This window comes from Catenulispora sp. EB89 (genome assembly GCF_041261445.1).
Lineage (GTDB): Bacteria > Actinomycetota > Actinomycetes > Streptomycetales > Catenulisporaceae > Catenulispora.
The window spans coordinates 186,263-206,963 of sequence record NZ_JBGCCU010000021.1 but is presented as its reverse complement, the minus strand read 5'-3'; the positions used below and the strand labels follow the sequence as shown (position 1 = coordinate 206,963).

At 69.5% G+C, this 20,701-nt stretch carries 15 protein-coding genes and 4 tRNA genes; 9 read left to right on the top strand and 10 right to left on the bottom strand.

From position 1 onward, the window contains the following. Positions 1-277: 277 nt before the first annotated feature. The 5 genes from ABH920_RS35610 to ABH920_RS35590 form a co-directional block, all read right to left on the bottom strand. Positions 278-838, bottom strand: coding sequence for a hypothetical protein (locus ABH920_RS35610; protein ID WP_370353648.1), 561 nt, complete (start codon positions 836-838; stop codon positions 278-280). Between the two features lie 50 nt (positions 839-888). Then, positions 889-2,262 (bottom strand): MDR family MFS transporter, encoded by a 1,374-nt coding sequence (locus ABH920_RS35605; protein WP_370353647.1) that lies wholly within the window; start codon positions 2,260-2,262, stop codon positions 889-891. A 242-nt stretch (positions 2,263-2,504) separates the two neighbouring features. Next, positions 2,505-2,576 (bottom strand) — tRNA-Val (locus ABH920_RS35600). 55 nt (positions 2,577-2,631) lie between these two features. Continuing rightward, positions 2,632-2,702: transfer RNA gene (locus tag ABH920_RS35595), tRNA-Cys, on the bottom strand. Positions 2,703-2,757: 55 nt separating this feature from the next. After that, positions 2,758-2,830: transfer RNA gene (locus tag ABH920_RS35590), tRNA-Gly, on the bottom strand. Between the two features lie 323 nt (positions 2,831-3,153). Between ABH920_RS35590 and ABH920_RS35585 the strand changes: the two genes are divergently transcribed. The 3 genes from ABH920_RS35585 to ABH920_RS35575 all read left to right on the top strand — a co-directional run bounded on the left by ABH920_RS35585 (position 3,154) and on the right by ABH920_RS35575 (position 6,097). Further along, positions 3,154-4,071, top strand: a complete 918-nt coding sequence (locus tag ABH920_RS35585; protein WP_370353646.1) for a trypsin-like serine protease — start codon at positions 3,154-3,156, stop codon at positions 4,069-4,071. A 126-nt stretch (positions 4,072-4,197) separates the two neighbouring features. Then, complete coding sequence (locus ABH920_RS35580) at positions 4,198-5,244, top strand: chorismate-binding protein (protein WP_370353645.1); 1,047 nt, start codon at positions 4,198-4,200, stop codon at positions 5,242-5,244. A gap of 16 nt (positions 5,245-5,260) precedes the next feature. Next, complete coding sequence (locus tag ABH920_RS35575; RefSeq protein WP_370353644.1) at positions 5,261-6,097, top strand: aminotransferase class IV; 837 nt, start codon at positions 5,261-5,263, stop codon at positions 6,095-6,097. Between the two features lie 227 nt (positions 6,098-6,324). Here the strand turns inward: ABH920_RS35575 and ABH920_RS35570 are convergent, their stop codons facing one another. Beyond that, the gene (locus ABH920_RS35570) at positions 6,325-6,738 is read right to left on the bottom strand and encodes an SsgA family sporulation/cell division regulator (protein ID WP_012786429.1); all 414 of its coding nucleotides are present in this window, start codon (positions 6,736-6,738) and stop codon (positions 6,325-6,327) included. A gap of 423 nt (positions 6,739-7,161) precedes the next feature. Here ABH920_RS35570 and ABH920_RS35565 point away from each other — a divergent pair. Next, positions 7,162-7,233: transfer RNA gene (locus ABH920_RS35565), tRNA-Val, on the top strand. 99 nt (positions 7,234-7,332) lie between these two features. Here the strand turns inward: ABH920_RS35565 and ABH920_RS35560 are convergent. Further along, a complete protein-coding gene (locus ABH920_RS35560) occupies positions 7,333-7,971 on the bottom strand; it encodes an alpha-ketoglutarate-dependent dioxygenase AlkB (protein WP_370353643.1) in 639 nt (212 codons plus the stop codon). A 101-nt stretch (positions 7,972-8,072) separates the two neighbouring features. Here ABH920_RS35560 and ABH920_RS35555 point away from each other — a divergent pair, with 101 nt between their 5' ends. Then, positions 8,073-9,710 (top strand): ABC-F family ATP-binding cassette domain-containing protein, encoded by a 1,638-nt coding sequence (locus ABH920_RS35555; protein WP_370353642.1) that lies wholly within the window; start codon positions 8,073-8,075, stop codon positions 9,708-9,710. A 23-nt stretch (positions 9,711-9,733) separates the two neighbouring features. On the opposite strand, the gene ABH920_RS35550 is transcribed toward ABH920_RS35555, so the two are convergent. After that, on the bottom strand, positions 9,734-10,351 hold the full coding sequence (locus ABH920_RS35550; RefSeq protein WP_370353641.1) for a hypothetical protein: 618 nt from the start codon (positions 10,349-10,351) through the stop codon (positions 9,734-9,736). A gap of 83 nt (positions 10,352-10,434) precedes the next feature. Between ABH920_RS35550 and hrpA the strand changes: the two genes are divergently transcribed. From hrpA to ABH920_RS35535, 3 genes are all read left to right on the top strand, one after another. Further along, complete coding sequence (gene hrpA, locus ABH920_RS35545) at positions 10,435-14,367, top strand: ATP-dependent RNA helicase HrpA (RefSeq protein ID WP_370353640.1); 3,933 nt, start codon at positions 10,435-10,437, stop codon at positions 14,365-14,367. Between the two features lie 77 nt (positions 14,368-14,444). After that, a complete protein-coding gene (locus ABH920_RS35540; protein ID WP_370353638.1) occupies positions 14,445-15,293 on the top strand; it encodes an SAM-dependent methyltransferase in 849 nt (282 codons plus the stop codon). A 186-nt stretch (positions 15,294-15,479) separates the two neighbouring features. After that, positions 15,480-18,221, top strand: a complete 2,742-nt coding sequence (locus ABH920_RS35535; RefSeq protein WP_370353637.1) for an FHA domain-containing protein — start codon at positions 15,480-15,482, stop codon at positions 18,219-18,221. Positions 18,222-18,434: 213 nt separating this feature from the next. Here ABH920_RS35535 and ABH920_RS35530 read toward each other — a convergent pair whose 3' ends face one another. After that, positions 18,435-18,923: an ATP-binding protein gene (locus tag ABH920_RS35530; RefSeq protein ID WP_370353636.1), complete on the bottom strand. Its 489-nt coding sequence runs from the start codon at positions 18,921-18,923 to the stop codon at positions 18,435-18,437. A 147-nt stretch (positions 18,924-19,070) separates the two neighbouring features. On the opposite strand from ABH920_RS35530, the gene ABH920_RS35525 reads away from it, so the two are divergent. Next, a complete protein-coding gene (locus tag ABH920_RS35525) occupies positions 19,071-19,547 on the top strand; it encodes a nuclear transport factor 2 family protein (protein ID WP_370353635.1) in 477 nt (158 codons plus the stop codon). A 71-nt stretch (positions 19,548-19,618) separates the two neighbouring features. On the opposite strand, the gene ABH920_RS35520 is transcribed toward ABH920_RS35525, so the two are convergent. Further along, entirely contained in the window at positions 19,619-20,689 is a 1,071-nt protein-coding gene (locus tag ABH920_RS35520) for a DUF475 domain-containing protein (RefSeq protein ID WP_370353634.1), read from the bottom strand. Between the last annotated feature and the right edge of the window lie 12 nt (positions 20,690-20,701).

Sequence of the window (20,701 nt, the reverse complement as noted above, 5' to 3'; positions counted from 1 at the left end):
GGGCTCGGATTCCAACACGCGCTCGGACTCCGACTCCCGCTCCAGCCCGGCCCCAGGCTCCGGCACGCGCTCCGGCCCAGACTCCGAACCCTTCCCGGGCGTGCAATCCAGCTCGAGCGCAAACCTCGGCTCTGACTCAGACTCCAGCACTCGTTCGAGCTCAGGCTCCGAACCCTCCCCCGACTCCGGCTCCGGCTCCGGCTCCGGCTCCGGCAAGCTGTCTTCCTTACGATCGCGGCCGAAACTCATGATCCCGGCCCGACCGGATGGCGGGCTATCAGGTCTGAACACCGCCGTCGTTCAGATAGGGACTCTGCGTCGGCAGCGAGGCGATGACATCGAAGTACCCGAGCACGGCGAGCACCAGGCCGACCAGTCCGAGCAGCAACGCTGCCTGCGCCGCCGGGCGCGACCAGCGGGCGTGCCGCTCCGCGCGCCAGCTGTTCACCACGAGGACGGCGACCACCACGGCCGCCCCTGCAAAGATTCCCTGTCCGAGGAAGCGGAGGTGGTTCACGTCGCGGAACGGTGCGTACTGGTCGGGCAGGCTCGAGCCGCTCACGTGGTGTGCGGTGAACGTGAGTTCGCGGTTCTGGCCCAGGATCTCGAACAGGCCGGAGGTCACCAGGCCCACCGTGGACACGGCCAGGGCGAACAGCGCCCCGCCGTCCACGCCGGGCAGGAAGCGCTCTCGGAGTTCGTCGCGGCGTCGGAGTCGTTCCTCCAGACTGTGCAGGTCGGCGTCTGTGAACTCGTCGTCGCTGAACTCGTCGTCGCCGTCCAGGACCAGCTCCATGACCGGCTCGTCCGAATGATCGAAGACTGTCTCGTCCGACATGGAGCCCCCTCGCTCAGACGACGGCGCGGCCGCCACACATGTCGGCGAGCCTAACGCAGCCGTGCGGCGGCTTCGGGACCGGTCGAGGACAGCGCGCACGGGGACGCCGGCTCGGGTGCCGCGTCCCCGACTGCCGCCAACGGCAGTACCGACAGAACAGCCATCGACGCTTCCAGCCTCGCCTCCTCGGCCCGCAAGGCAGCGACCCGCGCCCCCGAGCGTCGGTCAAGCACCAGCCACGCCGGCACCCCGGCCGCGCCGAGCGCCAGGCTGGCCCACAGCACGGCCGAAGCGCCCACCGCGCTCAGTGCCCAGCCGCCCACCAGCGGGCCGACGATGCCGGCCACGCTCCACGCCAGCGTCGACATGCCCTGATACCGCCCACGCAGGTGCGCCGGCGCCAAATCGGCGCCCAATGCCATCTGCGGCGGCGTGTTGCCGATCTCCGCGATGGTCCACACCACCACCGATGCCGCGTAGATCCCCATCGGGTGCCCTGTCACCGAGATGAGCAGCGGCACCGCGAACCCGGCGCCCATCAGCAATGAGGAGGCGGCCAACGCCGTGCCGTGCGTGTAGCGGCGCAACCAGGTCGTCAATGGAAGCTGCAGCACCCCGATGAGGATCCCGTTGAGCGCCGCGACCGCACCGTACGCGCCGGGCCCGAGACCGTCCTGGCCCATCATGATCGGCTGCACCGTCTGCGCCTGCGAATAGATGATCGCGCCCACCAGGACCGCGCCCAGGAACCCCAGGAAGATCCGGTCCCGCAGCACGTCCACGAGGCTGCCCGCCTGGCCGAAAGGCTCAGTGGCGGTGGCCGGGGATCCAGGGGCCGCAGACGCACCGGCATCGAGGACCGGCCGAGTCTCCGGCACCGTGAAGAAGACGACGACAGCGCACCCCAGATTCGCCAGCGCGTCGCCCACGAACAGCAGCGTGTAGCCATGCGACGCCACCGCCCCGGCAGACAGCATCGCCACCGCGAAGCCCAGGTTGATCGCCCAGTAGTTGAGCGAGTAGGCCCGCCCCCGATCCGCCGACGGCACGACGTCGGCGATGATCGCCCCCGTCGCCGGCCGCGTCGCATTGTTGGCCAGGCCCGCCAGGAACGCCAGCCCCGCGATCAGCGCCACCGAGTGCACCAACCCGAGCGCCACCAGCGTCACCGCCGAAGCGACCAGCGCCCCCAACAACGTCGCCCGCCGCCCGACCCGGTCGGCGAGCACCCCGCCCACCACCGCGGACACCGCGGCACCCCCCGCGTTCAAAGCGGCGACGAACCCCGCGAACGCCGCCGAATGCCCCAGCGACCGCGTCAAGTAGTACGAAAGAAAAGGCGCGACAAAAGCCCCCGTCCGCGCCACCAACGTGCTGAACCACACCCACCAGAAGACGCGCGGCAGCCCCCCGACGTCCAGCACGCGCAGCACTCTCGACCGCACAGCCCACCCCAGTCCAAGCCCGCCCCCGCCAAACGCCGGGTAATCACCGCAGCGCCGCGCCAGACATTACCGACCGCTCCTGACAGCCGCACGGGCTTTTCGAGGCCGGGAAAGCGTCTCCGAACGCTGACGGCCGTACGTCGGGAACACGCCACAGAACGCGCCACAGAGGACCAACGAAAAGGCCCCGGACCTTTTCAGGTCCAGGGCCTTTCTTCGTGTGGGCGATACTGGGATTGAACCAGTGACCTCTTCCGTGTCAGGGAAGCGCTCTCCCGCTGAGCTAATCGCCCGTGCTTTGTTTCGTTGTCGTACTGTACAGCTTTACCGCAGCCTTGCCGTCGTGCGAGGTGGTGACGGGATTTGAACCCGTGTAGACGGCTTTGCAGGCCGTTGCCTCGCCTCTCGGCCACACCACCGTGGGAGTGGGCTCGATCAGGCGTGGAACACGGTACCCGACCAGCCTTCCAACCGAGCGGATGACGAGACTCGAACTCGCGACCCTCACCTTGGCAAGGTGATGCTCTACCAACTGAGCCACATCCGCGTGTGCGCTTCCGGGGTGTTCACTCGGTTTCCCTCGTTGCGCCCCCTGGCGACACCATGAACTGTAGCGGATAGGGCCGGGGATCCAAAAACCATTCCCCTCAGGCGTCACAGAGTTGGGTTGAAATCGCCTCGAACTTGGGCAGAACGGTACTCATGGTCTCGGTCCGCGATCATGTCGCTACAATGAGTCGCCATACGTTCGGGTGGTTCGGCGGTCGCGGCGGGTCGTGGCGCCGGTCGGCGCGGCGACGATGGTGCGGGTCGGCGGGCGGGTCCGGCGGCCGGTGTGGGTTTCGGGTGTGAACGGGAAGAGGAGCGGGGATGGCGCGGCGGAGGCGGCGGGTCGCACGGATGGCGGCGTGGGGCGTCGCGGGAGTGCTGACCGTGGCGGGGGTGGCCGCGGCGACCGCGCTGGGGGCACCGGCGAAGCCTGCGACGCTTAGGCCGATTCCGCGGATCGTCGGCGGTGCGCCGGCGCCGGACGGGGCGTATCCCTTCATGGCCGCTTTGCAGCAGTGGGTCGGCAACGGGTACCTCACCATCTGTGGCGGGACGCTCATCGCGCCGGACCAGGTGCTCACCGCGGCGCACTGTGTGGATCAGTGGTCGGTCGGGCAGGCGGCGGCTGACGGGGAGCCCAAGGAGCGCATCATCGTCGGCCGGACCGTGCTGAGCGGCAGCGACGGCGCGATCCGGGTGCCCAACGCCATCCGCGTCGACCCGACCTGGGACTCGGCGACCGAGTCCGACGACGCCGCGGTGGTGCAGCTCGACTCGCCGATCGCCGGCATCGCCCCGCCGACCATGCCGACCTCCGGCAACCAGGCCTACGAGCAGCCCGGGACCCCGGCCCGCGCCATCGGCTGGGGCAGCACCCAGCCGCAGGGCCCGGCTGACGTCGGCGGCGGCGTGTACCCGGACGAGCTGCGCCAGGTGGACCTCCCGCTGGTCGGCGACACCCCTTGCCAGAGCGTGTTCGACGGCGTGCGCAACCCCGCGCTCTACCCGCAGGAGATGCTCTGCGCCGGCGGCGACGGGCACCACGACGCCTGCACCGGCGACAGCGGCGGCCCGCTGCTGAGCCCGCTGCCGGGCGGCACCTGGGAACTGATCGGCGTCACGAGCTGGGGCAACGGCTGCGCGGTCCCGGGCACGCCGGGCGTGTTCACCCGCCTGTCGGCGCCGGACATCCACAGCTTCGTCGCGACGGCGAGCGGCACCTCCGACTTCGGGCCGTGAAGTAGCCGCCAGCACGTGGACCTGCGCTAAGGCGACCCCCGAGCCGGGAGATCCCAAAGCGCGAGACAATGAGACGTGCCCTCCCCCGCCCGACACGCGCCCCTCATAGCCTCCGGCCCCGAGCCAATGGCCCACTTCGCGGGCCGGCTCGCGACCGGGCTGCGTGACGTCACCTCGGACCTGACCGCCCTGGACTCCGCCGGTTTCTGGGCCGTCGTGGGCACCTACGAAGGCGACTGGACCCTCGCGCGCTTCGACGACGTTCGGGACGCTCCGCTCCCCACGCCGGCGACCCCCTGGACCGGCCCCGATCGCGACGCCTGGATCTCCTCCATGGATCAGGACGCATACGTCGGCGCCGTCAAGGCCATCCGCGACGAGATCGCCGCCGGCGAGGTCTACCAGGTGAACCTCTGCCGAGTCCTGTCCTCGCCGATCATTCCGCAGGCCGAACCTCTCGCGCTCGCTGCGCGCCTCCGTATAGGGAACCCCGCTCCGTACGCCGGCATGGTGGACATCCCCGGAACCCGCGTAGTGACCGCCTCTCCTGAGCTCTTCCTGCGCCGCGAGAACCGCACCATCACCTCGGAACCTATTAAGGGCACCGCACGTACTGCGGAGGAATTCCTCCCGAAGGACACCGCCGAGAACGTCATGATCGTCGACCTGGTCCGCAACGACCTGGCCCGGGTCGCCGAGATCGGCACGGTCGAAGTCCCCTCCCTGCTGCGCGTCGAGCCACACCCGGGCCTCGTGCACCTGGTCTCGACCGTGACCGCCGAGCTCGTCCCTGACGCCGGCTGGCCCGAGCTGATCGCGGCGACTTTCCCGGCCGGCTCCATCACCGGGGCGCCGAAAAGCAGCGCCCTGCGCGTCATCGACGAGTTGGAGAACGCCCCGCGCGGCCCCTACTGCGGCGCCGTCGGCTGGGTGGACGCCGACCGGGGGGTCGGGGAGCTGGCCGTGGGCATCCGCACGTTCTGGTGGCAACGCGACCGGCTGTGCTTCGGCACCGGGGCCGGCATCACGTGGGGATCGGATCCGCAGGGAGAATGGGACGAGACCGAGCTGAAGGCCGCACGGCTGCTGGCGGTCGCGTCCGGTCCGGAGCCGGACCCGCGACCAGACCCACAACCAGACCCACAGTCAGCCCCGCAGTCGAACCCGCAGTGAAGGAGACTTGTGAGCCATGAGCACTGACAAAGTCTGGGTCGACTCCGGTCTCGTCGACGCCGCCACCCCGCACATCTCGGTCTTCGACCACGGCTTCACGGTCGGCGACGGCGTGTTCGAGGCGATCAAGGCGGTCGGCGGACGCCCCTTCGCGCTGACCCGGCACCTGCGACGGCTGGCCCGTTCGGCGGCCGGCCTCGGGCTGCCGCCGGTGGACGTCGACGCCGTCCGGCACGCCGTGACCGAGACCCTGCTCGCCAACGACGTGCCGCCGCTGGCCCGCATCCGGATCACCTACTCGGCGGGCATCGCGCCGCTCGGCTCCGAGCGCGGCGACCACGGCCCCACGCTCGTGGTGGCGGTCGGCGCGAGCCGGGCCCACGCCGAGACCACGGCGATCGCCACCGTGCCCTGGCCGCGCAACGAGCGCGGAGCCCTGGCGGGCATCAAGTCGACGTCTTACGCGGAGAACGCTAAAGCGTTGGCGCACGCACAGCGCGCCGGAGCGACCGAAGCGGTGTTCGCCGACACCACCGGACGCCTGTGCGAGGGCACCGGCAGCAACATCTTCGTGGTCCGCGACGGCCGTATCCTCACGCCGACCCTGGACACCGGCTGCCTGGCCGGCGTCACCCGGGCCCTGGTCCTGAAGTGGGTGCCCGGCGCCGAGGAGACGGACCTGCCGGTGGAGACCCTGCTGGACGCCGACGAGATCTTCCTGACCTCGACGCTGCGCGACGTGCAGGGCGTGCACCGCGCCGACGGCCGCGACCTCGCCGCGCCGGGCCCGGTCACCAAGGGCGCGATGGCCGTGTTCGCCGAGCGCTCCGCCGAGGACCACGACCCGGAGTGACCGAGCCCCTGGGCGAACGGGCCCCGGGTGAACAGACTCCGCGGTGAATACGTCCCGGAGTGACCACGACGCAGAGTGACCGCGCCCCGGATCGACCCGAGCCGGCGTGGTGACGGTGCCGGAAACCGAACCGCCCCCGCCGATGGTGATCGCATCGGCGGGGGCGGTTCGGTTCCGGGCTGCGCGCCTGAGCACGTACCTCAGTGGATGCCTTAGGAGAAGGCGCCTCAGTTGTCGGCGAACAGGTGCACGAGCTCGGCGTCCAAGTCGTAGAAGCGGTGCTCGAGACCGGGCGGGACGGCGGTGTTGGTGCGCTTGAGGAAGCTCTCCAGGGCCCGCGCGGGAGCCTCCAGGAGCGCCTCACCCTCCGGTGAACTGAGCGCCAGACACACGATCGCCTGCCCGCGGCTGCGCGAGGGCCACACCCGCACGTCGCCGGTGCCGGTGGGGCGGCGCAGCCCCTCGGCCAGCAACTCCCGGGCGAAGACCCAGTCCACGGTGTCCTGCCCGCCGGTGTGGAACGTGGCGTGCACGGCGTAAGGGTCGGCGGTGTCGTAGCGCAGGCCCGCGGGGACCGGCAGCGAGGAGTCGCCGGAGATGACGAGACGCAGCTGCAGCTCACAGGTGACCGATGAGCTCATGGCGGTCGGCCTTTCGCTAGGAGTGCGCCGAGGCGGGCGGTCCCGAACTCAGCGGTTCACACCCCCGCGTTCCATACGGTCCGCGTCGAGGGGCGCGAAGGAGGAATGCCACGGTCCGGTGGTCGGTAAACCCGTGTGCCCGGTATACGGCGATGTGCGTAGGCCATCAGGTCGAGGACAAGACCTTGACGTGCACGAGCAGGCGCCCCGGTGACCGGCGGCGCAATCCCCCGAATCGGGACAGAACCCACCGTATACCACCAGTGACACAGTGTGACGAATTCCACGCCTTTCCGGCGCGTCGCCGACCCTTACTCCGCAACACCGCGGACCCCTCGGAAAGGCGTGCGCGCGGCACCCTCGGGATGCGGTAAGGTTACGGACGTCGGAACGGCCCTGAAGGGGCACGCGACGATGAGGCACGGGCGATTAGCTCAGCGGGAGAGCACTGCCTTCACACGGCAGGGGTCACTGGTTCGATCCCAGTATCGCCCACACGAAAAATGGCCGCCATCTCAGATGAGATGGCGGTTTTCTCGTTTCCGCACAGTGGCATGGTGAACAGTTCGCACGTTCAGAGAACAACGGACTCCGTCACCGCACACCGCGCGGACGGAACTGAACACTGATCCGAGGCCCCAAGGGCCGCGCCGATTTCGGCACCGCGTGCTCCCACGTCCGTTGGCAGCTGCCGCCCATCACCAGCAGGTCGCCGTGGCCGATCTCGAAACGCAGCGGCGGAGTGCCGCCACCGCGCGGCCGCAGGGCCAGTGTGCGCGGAGTGCCCAGGGACAGGATCGCGACCATCGTGTCCTCGGACGAGCCGCGGCCGATGGTGTCGCCGTGCCAGGCGACGCTGTCGCGGCCGTCGCGGTAGAGGCACAGGCCGGCTGTGGTGAAGGGTTCGCCGAGTTCGGGGGCGTAGTGGTGATCGAGGGTCGCGCGCGCCTCGGTGAGCAGGGGGTCGGGGAGGTCCTCGCCGTCGCCGTAGAAGCAGAGCAGGCGGGGGACGGCGACCACGCGTTCGTACATCATCCGGCGTTCGGCGCGCCAGGGCACCGTCTCCATCAGGCGGGCGAACAGGTCGTCCGCTCCGGTGAGCCAGCCGCGGCGCAGATCCAGCCAGGCGCCGTCGGTCAGCGGCACGCGCTCCACCGCGGCGCCGAGGGCGCCGACGGACTCGGGCGTGTCGACGTCGAGGAGGGATCCCTGGAACCAGGCGTCGTCGAACATGTGTGCAATTCTAAGCGGAGCCGCTGACAGGGCCGCTATCGTCAAGACGCACACATCGCACGCCACCCCCAACGTCACCAGCACTCCAGGAGTCACGCCGCATGAGCGCCACGGTCGTCGCCAAGGAACTCACAGCCGGCCACGGCGACCGCGTCCTGTTCTCCGGCCTGGACCTCGTGGTCTCCCCCGGCGACGTGGTCGGGCTGGTCGGGGTGAACGGCGCCGGCAAGTCCACGCTGCTGCGCCTGCTCGCCGGGCTCGACCGGCCGGAGCACGGCAGCGTCCAGCTCAGTCCGCCGAGCGCCACGATCGGCCATCTGCCGCAGGAGCCCGAGCGGCGGCCCGAGGAGACGGTCCGGCAGTTCCTGGCCCGCCGCACCGGTGTGACCGCCGCACAGGAGGCGCTGGACGCCGCGACGGCCGGTCTGGTGGAGAGCGCGCCCGGCGCCGACGACGCGTACTCCGAGAGCTTGGAGCGCTGGCTGAGCCTCGGCGGCGCCGACCTCGACGAGCGCGCCGAGGCGGTGGCCGCCGATCTCGGGCTGGCCGTGGACCTGGACCAGGCGATGACCTCGCTGTCCGGCGGGCAGGCCGCGCGCGCAGGCCTGGCCTCGCTCCTGCTGAGCCGCTACGACGTCTTCCTGCTCGATGAGCCGACCAACGACCTCGATCTGGACGGCCTGGAGCGCCTGGAGCGCTTCGTCGGCGGCCTGCGCGCCCCGGTGGCCCTGATCAGCCACGACCGCGAGTTCCTGGCGCGCACCGTGAACCGCGTCGTCGAGCTCGACCTCGCGCAGCAGCTGATCCGGCAGGTCGGCGGCGGCTATGAGGACTTCCTGCGGGAGCGGGAGGTCGAGCGGCAGCACGCGCGCGAGGAGTACGAGGAGTACGCCGACACCAAGGCGGGTCTGGAAGCGCGTGTGCATATGCAGCGCAACTGGCTGGAGAAGGGCGTCAAGAACGCTCTGAAGAAGCGGCCGGACAACGACAAAATCCTGGCGAAGGCGCGCGCGGAGGGAACCGAGAAGCAAGCGGCGAAGGCCCGCCAGACGGAGCGGCGCATCGAGCGCCTGGAAGTCGTGGACGAGCCCCGCAAGGAGTGGGAGCTGCGGATGACGATCGCCGCGGCGCCCCGTTCCGGCGCTGTGGTGGCGACGCTAAGGGATGGCGTCGTACGTCGCGGGGACTTCACCCTGGGCCCGGTGAACCTGCAGATCGACTGGGCCGAGAAGGTCGCGATCACCGGCGCGAACGGCTCGGGCAAGACCACCCTGCTGGCCGCCCTGCTCGGCCGCCTCCCACTGGACGAGGGCAGCTCGGCCCTGGGCCCCGGCGTGGTGGTCGGCGAGGTCGACCAGGCCCGCGGGCTCTTCCTCGGCGAGCAGGCCCTGCTGCGGGCGTTCGAGGAGCAGGTGCCGGACATGGAACCGGCCGAGGTCCGCACCCTGCTGGCGAAGTTCGGGCTGAAGGCGGAGCACGTTCTGCGCTCCGCCGCGACGCTCTCCCCCGGCGAGCGCACCCGCGCGGCGCTGGCGCTGCTCCAGGCCAGAGGCGTGAACCTGCTGGTCCTGGACGAGCCGACGAACCACCTGGACCTGGCCGCGATCGAGCAGCTGGAGGCGGCGTTGGCGAACTACCCGGGAACACTGCTGCTGGTGACGCACGACCGGCGGATGCTGGAGGCCGTGCAGACGACGCGCCGGCTGAGCGTGGACGCCGGCAAAGTCACCGAGGTCTAAGAGGCTGAACTCAAGGCTGAGGCTCAGGCGTCCGCAGCCGCTGCCTTCCGCCCCAGTGCGAAGAACTCCGCAACTTCCTCGACAGTCTTTCCCAAAGGCTGCCCGGCCCCGAACGGCGCGTTCCAGAACGCCCCGGTGTGGGGCTTATAGGGCCCGACGTACATATACGGCTCGTCCAGGAAGTCATCCCCAAGAGACACGCCGTAGTTGACCTCATCGAGGCTCACAGCGACGTCGAAGTGCTCCGGCCACAGCACAGGCGTCAGCTGCGGAGCGAAGCGGCGCAGGCTCTGGTCGCCGAGATCCAGCGCGGCGAGAAGCGTCCGGGCCGTGCGCGGGTCCAGAACCGGGCTGTCCGACGGCAGCGCGCCGGAGCCGTTCTCGTACAACCCCTCGGGGGCGCCGGCGACCACCCCCAGACGGGAGCCGATCTCGGCGTAGGTGGCGCCGCGCACCTCCACCGCCGCGTCGTGCGTCCGCACCTTCAGGTGGTCGGCGCGCAGGTCGGGGGCCGCTATCGTGGCGATCGCGCCGGGCAGGACCCGGAGCCTGATCGTGCCGTGCTGACGGTACTGGGGCCCGGCGAGCAGCAGCTCGGCTATCCCGTGCAGGGATGCCCTGGTCGTCTGGTCGGAACCCATCACGTGCTCCCATCCGCCGGCGGCGTGGCCCCAGCGATAACCAGAAGAAGTAAAGCCCGCCGCCACCCTATCCTTGAACTGCCATGGACTCTCAGCTCAAGACGGCTCCGCTCGCCGAGCTCACCGCTCGCCTCGCGGAGCTGACGCCGCATGACCGCCGCCGTTTGTCGCGCCGCATCGACGGTGCCCGCCGCATCCGCAACCCGCAGGCGCTGCAGGCGGTGGCGGCGGAGATCGAGGCCGAGATCCAGGCCGCCTCGGGGCGGGCTCAGGCCCGCCGGGCGAGCATCCCGAAGATCACGTATCCGGAGAACCTTCCGGTCAGCGCCCGCAAGGACGACATCGCCGCGGCGATCCGAGACCACCAGGTCGTGGTGATCGCCGGCGAGACCGGGTCCGGCAAGACCACCCAGATCCCGAAGATCTGCCTGGAGCTGGGCCGCGGGGTCGCCGGGCTGATCGGGCACACGCAGCCGCGCCGCCTGGCCGCGCGCACCGTGGCCGAGCGCATCGCCGAGGAGCTGGGGCAGCCGCTGGGCGAGTCGGTCGGCTACAAGGTCCGCTTCACCGACCATTCGAGCGACAACACGCTGGTCAAGCTGATGACCGACGGCATCCTGCTGGCCGAGATCCAGCAGGACCGGACGCTGAGCCGCTACGACACGATCATCATCGACGAGGCGCACGAGCGGTCGCTCAACATCGACTTCCTGCTCGGCTATCTCAAGAACCTGCTGCCGCGCCGCCCCGACCTGAAGCTGATCATCACCTCGGCCACCATCGACCCGGAGCGCTTCGCCCGGCACTTCGCGGACCGGGACGGCAAAGACGCCCCGATCGTTGAGGTCTCCGGCCGCACCTATCCGGTAGAGGTCCGCTATAGGCCGCTGCTCCTGGACGAGCCCGACGCGGACGGCGACGCCGAGGACCGCGACCAGATCCAGGCGATCAGCGACGCGGTGGACGAACTCGGCCGGGAGGGCCACGGCGACATACTCGTGTTCCTCTCTGGAGAGCGCGAGATCCGCGATACCGCGGACGCCCTGAAGAAGCGCAATCTCCGCACCACGGAGATCGTCCCCCTTTACGCGCGCCTCAGCACTGCCGAGCAGCACAAGGTCTTCGAATCGCACGCCGGGCGCCGCGTCGTCCTCGCGACCAACGTGGCGGAGACCAGTCTCACCGTCCCGGGCATCCGCTACGTGATCGACCCGGGCACCGCGCGCATCTCCCGCTACAGCAACCGCACCAAGGTGCAGCGCCTGCCGATCGAGCCGGTGTCGCAGGCCTCGGCGAACCAGCGCAAGGGCCGCTGTGGCCGCACCAGCGACGGCATCTGCATCCGTCTGTACTCCGAGGACGACTTCCTGTCCCGCCCGGAGTTCACCGAGCCGGAGATCCTACGCACCTCCCTGGCCTCCGTCATCCTGCAGATGAGCGCGCTGGGCCTCGGCGACGTCGCCGCCTTCCCGTTCCTGGACCCGCCGGACGCGCGCAACATCCGCGACGGCGTGAACCTGCTCCACGAGCTCGGCGCGCTGGACCCCGAGGAGCAGGACCACCGCAAGCGCCTGACCCCGGTCGGCCGCAAGCTCGCGCAGCTCCCGGTGGACCCGAAGCTCGGCCGCATGGTCCTGGAGGCGGACCGCAACGGCGCGCTGAAGGAAATAATGATCATCGCCGCCGCGCTGTCGATCCAGGACCCGCGCGAGCGCCCCGCGGACAAGCAGCAGGCCGCCGCCGAGAAGCACGCACGCTTCAAGGAGCAGGGTTCGGACTTCCTGGCGTGGCTGAAGCTGTGGGACTACATCAAGGAGAAACAGAAGGAGCTCTCCTCGAACCAGTTCCGCAAGCTCTGTAAAGCCGAGTTCCTGCATTACCTGCGCATCCGCGAATGGCAGGACGTACACAGCCAGCTCAAGCAGATCGCCAAGCAGCTGGAGCTCACCCCGAACAGCACCGAGGCCGGCCCCGACCAGATCCACATCAGCTTGCTGAGCGGACTGCTGTCGCACATCGGTCTGAAGGACACAGAGTCCTTCGAATACATCGGCGCACGCAGTGCGAAGTTCGCCATCTCCCCCGGCTCTGTCCTCTTTAAGAAGTCGCCGCAGTGGGTCATGGCGGCGGAACTGGTGGAGACGAGCCGCCTATGGGGCCGCGTAGTCGCCATCATCAAGCCGGAATGGGCAGAGCCTCTGGCCCAGCACCTGGTGAAGCGCACCTACAGCGAACCCCATTGGGAGAAGTCCGCAGGCGCCGTCATGGCGTTCGAGAAGGTGACGCTCTACGGCGTCCCTCTCGTCGCCTCCCGCAAGGTGAACTACGGCAGCATCGACCCCGAGGTGTCGCGCGAGCTGTTCATCCGCCACGCCCTAGTCGAAGGCGACTGGCAGACACACCACAAGTTCTTCTCTGAGAACCGCAAGCTGCTGGCCGAAGTAGAGGAACTGGAAAACCGCGCACGCCGCCGCGACATCCTGGTCGACGACGAGACGCTCTTCGTCTTCTACGACGACCGAGTACCTGCCGACGTCGTATCCGCGCGGCACTTCGACTCCTGGTGGAAGAAGACCAGCCGCGACCAGCCGGACCTGCTGAGCTTCGAGAAGTCGATGCTCATCAACGACGGCGCGGGCGCCGTGGTGGAGCAGGACTACCCGGACTCCTGGCGTCAGAACCGCATGAAGTTCCGGCTGACCTACCAGTTCGAGCCGGGTGCGGACGCCGACGGCGTCACCGTGCACATCCCGCTGGCGGTCCTCAACCAGGTCTCCTCCGACGGCTTCGACTGGCTGATCCCGGGTCTGCGCGAGGAACTGCTGACCGCGCTCATCAAGGCGATGCCCAAGCAGCTGCGGGTGAACTTCGTGCCGGCGCCGAACTTCGCCCGGGCGCTGCGCCGGAGCCTGATCCCCAACGAGGGTCCGCTGCTGGACGCGATCGCCCGCGAGCTGCGCGCCGTCTCCGGGCACCGGGTCGAGCCGACGGACTTCGACCTGCAGCGGGTTCCCGAGCACCTGAAGATGACCTTCCGGATCATCGACGACAAGGGCCGCAAGCTCGCCGAGGGCAAGGACCTGGAGGCGCTGAAGCTCCAGCTCAAGGTCAAGACCCGCGACGTCATCAACGACGCCGCCGACGGCCTGGCCCGCGAGGGGCTGAAGACCTGGAGCGTGGGCACGCTGGCCAGGACCTTCGAGCAGAAGCGGCGCGGGCTGACGATGAAGGCGTACCCGGCGCTGGCCGACGCCGGCGACAGCGTCGCCGTCCGGCTCTACGACACCGCCGAGGACCAGCGCCGCGCGATGGCCGCGGGCACCCGCCGGATGCTGCTGCTGAACGTCAACTCGCCGATCAAGTACATCAACGGCCGGCTCAGCAACCCGGCGAAGCTGGCGCTGAGCCACAACCCCTACGGCAACGCCGTGGCGCTGCTCGAAGACTGCGTCGCCTGCGCGGCGGACCACCTGATCGCCCTGAACGGCGGCCCGGCCTGGGACGAGACGGGGTACCAGAAGCTGTTCGACGCGGTCCGTGCCGAGCTGGCCGACACCTCGATGCAGGTGGTGCAGAACGTCGAGCGCATCCTGTCCGTCTCGCACGAGGTGGAGCGCAGGCTCAAGGACACCACCAGCCGCTCCCTGCTGACCGCCCTGGCCGACATCCGCGACCAGCTCAGCGGGCTGATCCACAAGGGCTTCGTGGCCGAGACCGGCTTCGACCAGCTCCCGCACCTGGTCCGCTACCTGCGGGCCATCGACCGGCGCCTGGAGAAACTTCCGGACAACCCGAACCAGGACCAGCTCCTGATGTTCCAGATCCACGACGTCCGGGACGAGTACCAGCTGCTGCTGGACCGGCTGCCCGCCGGCCGGCGCGGCGACCCGGACGTGCGGCGTGTCCGGTGGATGATCGAAGAACTGCGGGTCAGCCTGTTCGCCCAGCAGCTCGGGACGCCGGAGACGGTGTCCGCGAAGCGGATCTACCGGGCCATCGACGCGGTCGAAGGCTGACAGGGACCACACCGGGCTCAACGTCCTCCCCCGTTCGTCGTATCAACACTCGTGCAGCGTCGGTAGAATCCGGCGCCATGAGCTCTGCCGCCGGGACCCCTTGGTCCAACCCCGTGACCCCCGCGTCCGCGAACGACAGCACCACGGACGCCGCGAGCCGGATAGACACCTCGAAGCCGCACCCGGCGCGGATCTACGACTACTGGATCGGCGGCAAGCAGAACTTCCCGGCAGACCGCGAGGTCGCCGAGAAGATCGCCGAGGCGGTGCCGATCATCTCCACACTGGCGCGGGCCAACCGGGCGTTCCTGGGGCGGGCTGTGAAGTACGCGGCCGAGCAGGGAGTGAAGCAGTTCCTGGACATCGGCGCAGGGCTGCCGGCCGCCGGGAACACGCACGAGATCGCACAGTCCGTGCACACCGATGCCTCGGTGGTCTACGTCGACAACGACCCGCTGGTCACCGTGCACGGCCGGGCTCTGCTCGCGGACGAGGCGCGCACCCGGGTCTTCGAAGGCGACCTGCGGGACCCGAAGGCGATCCTGACCCACCCGGACGTCACCGCGCTCATCGACTTCGATCGGCCGGTCGCGCTGCTGATGGTCGCGGTGCTGCACTTCTTCCCGGACGCCAACGACCCGGCCGGCGTGATCGCCACCCTGACCGAGAACCTGGCCCCCGGCAGCTTCCTGGTCATCTCGCACGCGGGCTCCGACCTGCTGCCGGCCGACCAGGAGAAATTGCAGGTCTACCAGAAGGCAGCCGAGGGCGCGGCCCGCGACCGCGCGCAGATCACCTCTTTCTTCGAGGGCTTCGACCTGATCGACCCCGGCGTGGTGCGGCTGCCCGCCTGGCGGCCGACCGGGGAGCTGCCGGCCGACATCGATCAGTACTGGATGTACGCCGGTGTCGGCCGGAAGCGGTGATAACCCCTAACAGGGTTCAGAGCTTTACGTCGTCTTACTGTCCCGACTGTCCCGGAACGCCCCGCCCTGGGACCGGCGCCGGGCCCGGACACACCGCGCAGACCTGCGACATCTCGCATGTCACAGGCACTTCACGGTTCCGGACCCGCGTTGCAGCGCGGGGGGCCGAGCCGAAATGATGGGCCCGTGTCCCAGCAACCGGAACAGGCCGCACCGCTGACCCTGCAGATCCTTCCCGACGGGAACGAGCGGGTCTTCGACGGGACCCGCCGGGTCGTCATCGGCCGCGACCCCAACCAGGCCGACGTGATCGTCGCCGAGCCGCGGGCGTCCCGGGTCCACGCCACGCTCTATGTCCAGGGCGGCGCGTGGATCCTCGAGGACTCGTCGAGTCAGGGCACGTTCGTGCAGAACACCCGCCTGGCGCAGCCGATGGCGCTGCCGGGCCCGGTGGTGGTGCGGCTCGGGCACCCGGTGGACGGCCAGGAAGTACGCCTCGTTCCCGGTGCGCAACGGCCCAATCTGCCGCCGCAGGGATACCAGCAGGGCGGTGCCCAGCCTGCCCAGCCTGCACAACCTGGTCCCGCGCCTCAGCCCGGGCTCGGGTATCAGGGACAGCAGGGACAGCCGTTTCCCGGTCCGCAGGGACAGCCCGGACAGCAAGGGCAGCAAGGGCAGCCGGGACAGCCCGGCCCGCAAGGGCAGCCGGCACAGCCTGGACCGCATAGCCAGCCCGCACCTCAGGGACCTGCGCCAGGTGCTCCGGTGTTCACTCCCATGGGCGCTCCCCACGCAGCCGCGCATATAGGCGGCGGTGTCCCGTCGCAGCAGCCCTGGGGACAGCAGCCCGGCGCCGTCGCGCAGGCCGTCCCGTACGTCCCCCAGCACAACCCCGCGCAGCAGCCGCAGCAACCGCGCCTCGGGGAGTACACCGGCGTCTATCAGGCCTCCAACACACTGCGAATAGGCCGCGACGCCGCCAACGACATCGTCCTGCACGACCTGCAGGCCTCCCGCTTCCACGCGGAACTTCAGTTCAAGGGCGGCCGCTTCGAGATCGTCGACAAGGGCAGCCACAACGGCACGTACCTGAACGGCGTGCGGATCAACCGCGCAGAGGTCCGCGAAGGCGCGATCATCGCTATAGCGCGGCACCTGCTGCGCTTCCACAACGGCGTTCTCCAGGAGTTCGTCGACACCGGCGGGATCACCTTCTCCGCGGCGAACCTCGGCGTGCTGGCCGGGCCCAAGGTCCTGCTGGACAACGTGAGCTTCGCCTTGGAGGGCGGCGACTTCCTGGCGGTGCTCGGCCCGACCGGCGCCGGCAAGTCCACGCTGATGAAGGCTCTGACGGGCAACCGCCCCGCGGACCGTGGCGCCGTCTTCTATAACGGCCGCGACCTCTATGCGAACTACGCAGAGCTCCGCAACCGCGTCGGCTATGTGCCGCAGGACGACATCCTGCACCCGCAACTGAAGGTCCGCGACGCCCTGCGCTACGCCGCGCAGCTCCGCTTCCCGCCGGACGTCCCGGCGGCCGAGCGCAACGCCCGCGTCGACGAGGTCATGGCCGAGCTCGGCCTGACCGAGCGCGGGGATCTGGCCGTGGAGAAGCTCTCCGGCGGCCAGCGCAAGCGCACCTCAGTCGCGATCGAGCTGCTGACCCGGCCCAGCCTGCTGATCCTGGACGAGCCGACCTCCGGCCTGGACCCGGGCTACGAGAAGTCCGTGATGGACCTGCTGCGCAGGCTCGCCGACGGCGGCCGCACGGTCATCACCGTTACGCACAGCATCCAGAGCCTGGACCGCTGCGACCGCATCCTGTTCCTGGCGCCCGGCGGGCAGACCGCGTTCTTCGGTCCGCCGCCGGAGACTCTGCAGTTCTTCAGCAGAAGCACCTACGCAGAGGTGTTCCAGGACCTGGACCGCGCCGCGCCCGGCTTCGCGCAACAGGCCTTCGCCGGTTCTCCGGCGGACCAGCAGTACGTCCAGGCTCCGCTGGGCGCGCAGCTGAACAAGGTGAACGCCACGGCCAACGCCCAGCAGGCCGCGGTCCCGGCGGCGAACCCGCACTGGGGCCATCAGCTGGCCACCCTGTTCAAGCGGTTCAGCTCGGTCGTATGGGCCGACAAGCGCAACACCGCGATGCTGTTCATGCAGGCGCCGATCCTGGGCCTGCTGATGCTCGCGGTGCTGGGCTCCCACGACCTGTCCACGACCGATCCGGTCGCCTCCCGCAAGGCCGGCTCGGTGCTGCTGGCGCTGGTGCTCGGCGCGACCTACCTCGGCGCCTCCAACTCGATCCGCGAGATCGTGAAGGAGAGACCGATCCTCACCCGGGAGAGAGCGATCGGGCTTTCGCCGTCGGCGTATGTGCTGTCGAAGGTGATCCTGCTGGGCCTGCTGACCATCGCCCAGGCCGCGGTCCTGGTGTTCCTGGGCATCGTGCGGCAGGGCGGACCCGGAAACGGCTCGGTGTTCTCCTCCGGCCAGCTCGAACTGTTCGTCGACGTCGCCTTGGCCGGTCTGGCCGCGATGGCCCTGGGCCTGCTGATCTCCGCGTTCGTGTCCAACGCCGACAAGGCGCTGACCATCCTGCCGGTCATCCTGTTCGCCGAGTTCCTGTTCACCGGCTCGGCCTTCCCGGTCAACAAGACCCCGGGTCTGGAGCAGGCCAGCTACCTGGCCTCGGCCAAGTGGGGCTACTCGGCGGCCGCCTCCACGGCGAACGCGGACGTGCTCCTGGGGACCGGCTGCAACGACACCTCTCCGCGCGGTCCGCTGCCCGGCGCCAAATGCGACGCGACGCAGGCCCACAAGGCCGGCACCTGGTACGGCGACATCGCCGCGCTCACCGCGCTGACCATGGTGTGCGTCGCGGGGGCGTGGCTGGCGATCCGGCCGGTGGGCCAGCCGAAGCAGAAGTAGCGCTGAGGTACTGGAACGCAGGGCTGGAACGCGGGGCTGGAAAGCCGGCCCTGCAGAACCGGCCCCTGGAGAACCGGCACTGGAAAGCTGGCATGACTGCTGATACGACAATGGTGCGCTTCCCGGAGAATCGGGGTGCGCACCATTCAGTTCGCTTCAGTTCAGTTCACTTCAGTTCGCTTCGCAGTGGGGGTTCCTATGAGGGAGGCCGACCTAAGCCGCCCCGACAGTACTCTCGAACTCCCAGTACCTGTTCGCGTGCAAAGGCAGCTCGACCCGTACTGTCTTCCCGCCGCCGTCCGGATCGGCCGGCACCTCGGTCCGACCGCCGACCTCCGCCGTCAGATCCCGCACCAGCTGCAGGCCCCAGCCGCCGCTGTCGTCGGGATGCGGACTGAGCAAGGCCTTCGGCCGATGCGGATGGCGGTCGTGGACGGCCACCGTCAGACAGCCGTACTCCAGCGCCAACGTCACCTCGGCCTGGCGGCACAACAGCGCCGCGTGCTTGGCGGTGTTGGTGACGAGCTCGCTGATGATCACGATGGCCGAGTCGACCATCGTCTCGTCCAGGTCCAGGCCCCAGTCGACGAAGACCTCGCGGGCCACCCGGCGTGCCGCCGAGGCCCCCTCGGACCTCGTAGGCACCGCGAAGGTGATCCGGTAGCCGTTCCTCGGCTCCCGCCCGACCCCGAGCACTTCCATCACCTCTCACGTTGTGGCGCGCTACGTTCCGTTTCGGAACGGCTCCCCCGCCGTCGGTACAGTTGCCCTGCTGTCCGTGCCTTGGCAGTCATGCCCCATGCACAACAGGTCTACTCCTGCGGATGCACGTTCATTTGGAGGTTTCCTTTGTACAGCGAGCGCGCTCTGGCCGACCGGTTCGCTCTCGACGACCTGCTTACGGCCTACGCGGTGGCGATCGACACCGACCAAGTGACCGAACTCACACGGCTGTCGACAGAGGACGCGGTCTTCGACTACCAGTCCAGCGGCGGTCCGCGCGGTTCCGTCGAGGACGCCCAGCAGTGGCTGGAGAAGTCCCTGACCCAGGTCCCGGTGCGGGCGCACCTCATCGTCAACCGGCGCTTCGACATCAACGAGGACAGCGCCTGTGCCGAGGCGCACTTCTTCAACCCGATGTCGGTACGGATCCCGGGGCAGAAGGGCGACATGTGGAACCCCGGCGGGGGCTACTACTCCGTCACCTTCCGCCGGACCGGGAAGGGGTGGCGCATTTCAGAGCTCGTCATGCTCCAGACGTGGCGGGTCGCCGTCGCTGTGCACAACGCTGGAAAGGCGGGCGGCGGGCACCACGCGTCCTCCTGAGGGCGCCGGGGTCGCGGCGGGCGGCTCGACGTCGGTTCCGGCGTCGGCCGACGCGCCGCGCGGCGCGTCCGTCAGGATTTCAACGCGCGGTGGTCGGCGCCCGCCCTTTCTTCCCCCTTCGCCTTCACCGCCGAATGGATGAAGGCCGCCACGATCATCGAGGTGCCGGCCAGCGAGGCCAGCCAGTCCGGCACATCCGGGCCGATCTCCACCAGCAGCAGCACCGCGAGCACGCCGATCGAGTAGTACGCGCCGTGTTCGAGGTAGACGTAGCGGTCCAGCGCCTTCTTGCGGACCAGGAACACCGTCAGGCTGCGGACGTACGCGGCGCCGATGCCCAGGCCGATGGTGAACAGCGCGATGTCGACGGTGACCGAGAAGCCGCCCATGACGCTGTCGAAGGAGAAGGTGGCGTCCAGGACTTCCAGGTAGATGAACAGCATCAGGGCCTGGCGGCCGTGCGGTGGTCGCGCGTCGGCCTCCTCGGCCAGCGCCTCGCTGCGGTCCGCCGCGGCCTCCGAGAGCCGTTTGATGGCGAAGTAGGTGACCAGCCCGATGATGCCGGCCACCGGGACGCCCACCGGATGGTCGGTGGCGAAGGTCCGGGAGGCGATCAGCAGGAAGAGGACGACGCCGACCACCTGGAACGTCTCCAGCGCCAGCGGCTTGAACCGCTCGCCGACCGCGGCCAGCCGCCGTTCGAAGAACGGCAGCCAGATCTGGTCGTGGCCGCTGAGGAAGAAGTCCATGAAGATCATCAGCAGGAAGACCCCGCCGAACGCCGCGATCAGCGGCTGCACGCCGAGGATCTCGTGCGCGTACCCGTTCGGATCACTGACCGATCGGCTCACCACGTGCAGCGGATCCTGCCGGGTGACGGCCACCAGGACCACCATCGGGATGATCAACCGCATCCCGAACACCGCGATCAGGACGCCCACGGTGAGGAAGATGCGTTGCCACCGTGCGTCGAACCGGCGCAACACTGTCGCGTTCACCACGGCGTTGTCGAACGACAGCGCCACTTCCAGCACGGCCAGCATCGCGACGACGGTGGCCGATTGGATCCCCCCGAGCCACAACGCGAGCACTAATCCCAGCAGCGTCGCGCCGTAGGCGACGCCGAAGTCCCGTCCGCGCATGTCAACGGCCCT

Coding starts and splice junctions, on each gene's coding strand:
- ABH920_RS35610 (WP_370353648.1), bottom strand. CDS start 838: ATGTCGGACGAGACAGTCTTCGATCATTCGGACGAGCCGGTCATGGAG.
- ABH920_RS35585 (WP_370353646.1), top strand. CDS start 3,154: ATGGCGCGGCGGAGGCGGCGGGTCGCACGGATGGCGGCGTGGGGCGTC.
- ABH920_RS35580 (WP_370353645.1), top strand. CDS start 4,198: ATGGCCCACTTCGCGGGCCGGCTCGCGACCGGGCTGCGTGACGTCACC.
- ABH920_RS35575 (WP_370353644.1), top strand. CDS start 5,261: ATGAGCACTGACAAAGTCTGGGTCGACTCCGGTCTCGTCGACGCCGCC.
- ABH920_RS35570 (WP_012786429.1), bottom strand. CDS start 6,738: ATGAGCTCATCGGTCACCTGTGAGCTGCAGCTGCGTCTCGTCATCTCC.
- ABH920_RS35560 (WP_370353643.1), bottom strand. CDS start 7,971: ATGTTCGACGACGCCTGGTTCCAGGGATCCCTCCTCGACGTCGACACG.
- ABH920_RS35555 (WP_370353642.1), top strand. CDS start 8,073: ATGAGCGCCACGGTCGTCGCCAAGGAACTCACAGCCGGCCACGGCGAC.
- ABH920_RS35550 (WP_370353641.1), bottom strand. CDS start 10,351: ATGGGTTCCGACCAGACGACCAGGGCATCCCTGCACGGGATAGCCGAG.
- hrpA (WP_370353640.1), top strand. CDS start 10,435: ATGGACTCTCAGCTCAAGACGGCTCCGCTCGCCGAGCTCACCGCTCGC.
- ABH920_RS35540 (WP_370353638.1), top strand. CDS start 14,445: ATGAGCTCTGCCGCCGGGACCCCTTGGTCCAACCCCGTGACCCCCGCG.
- ABH920_RS35530 (WP_370353636.1), bottom strand. CDS start 18,923: ATGGAAGTGCTCGGGGTCGGGCGGGAGCCGAGGAACGGCTACCGGATC.
- ABH920_RS35520 (WP_370353634.1), bottom strand. CDS start 20,689: ATGCGCGGACGGGACTTCGGCGTCGCCTACGGCGCGACGCTGCTGGGA.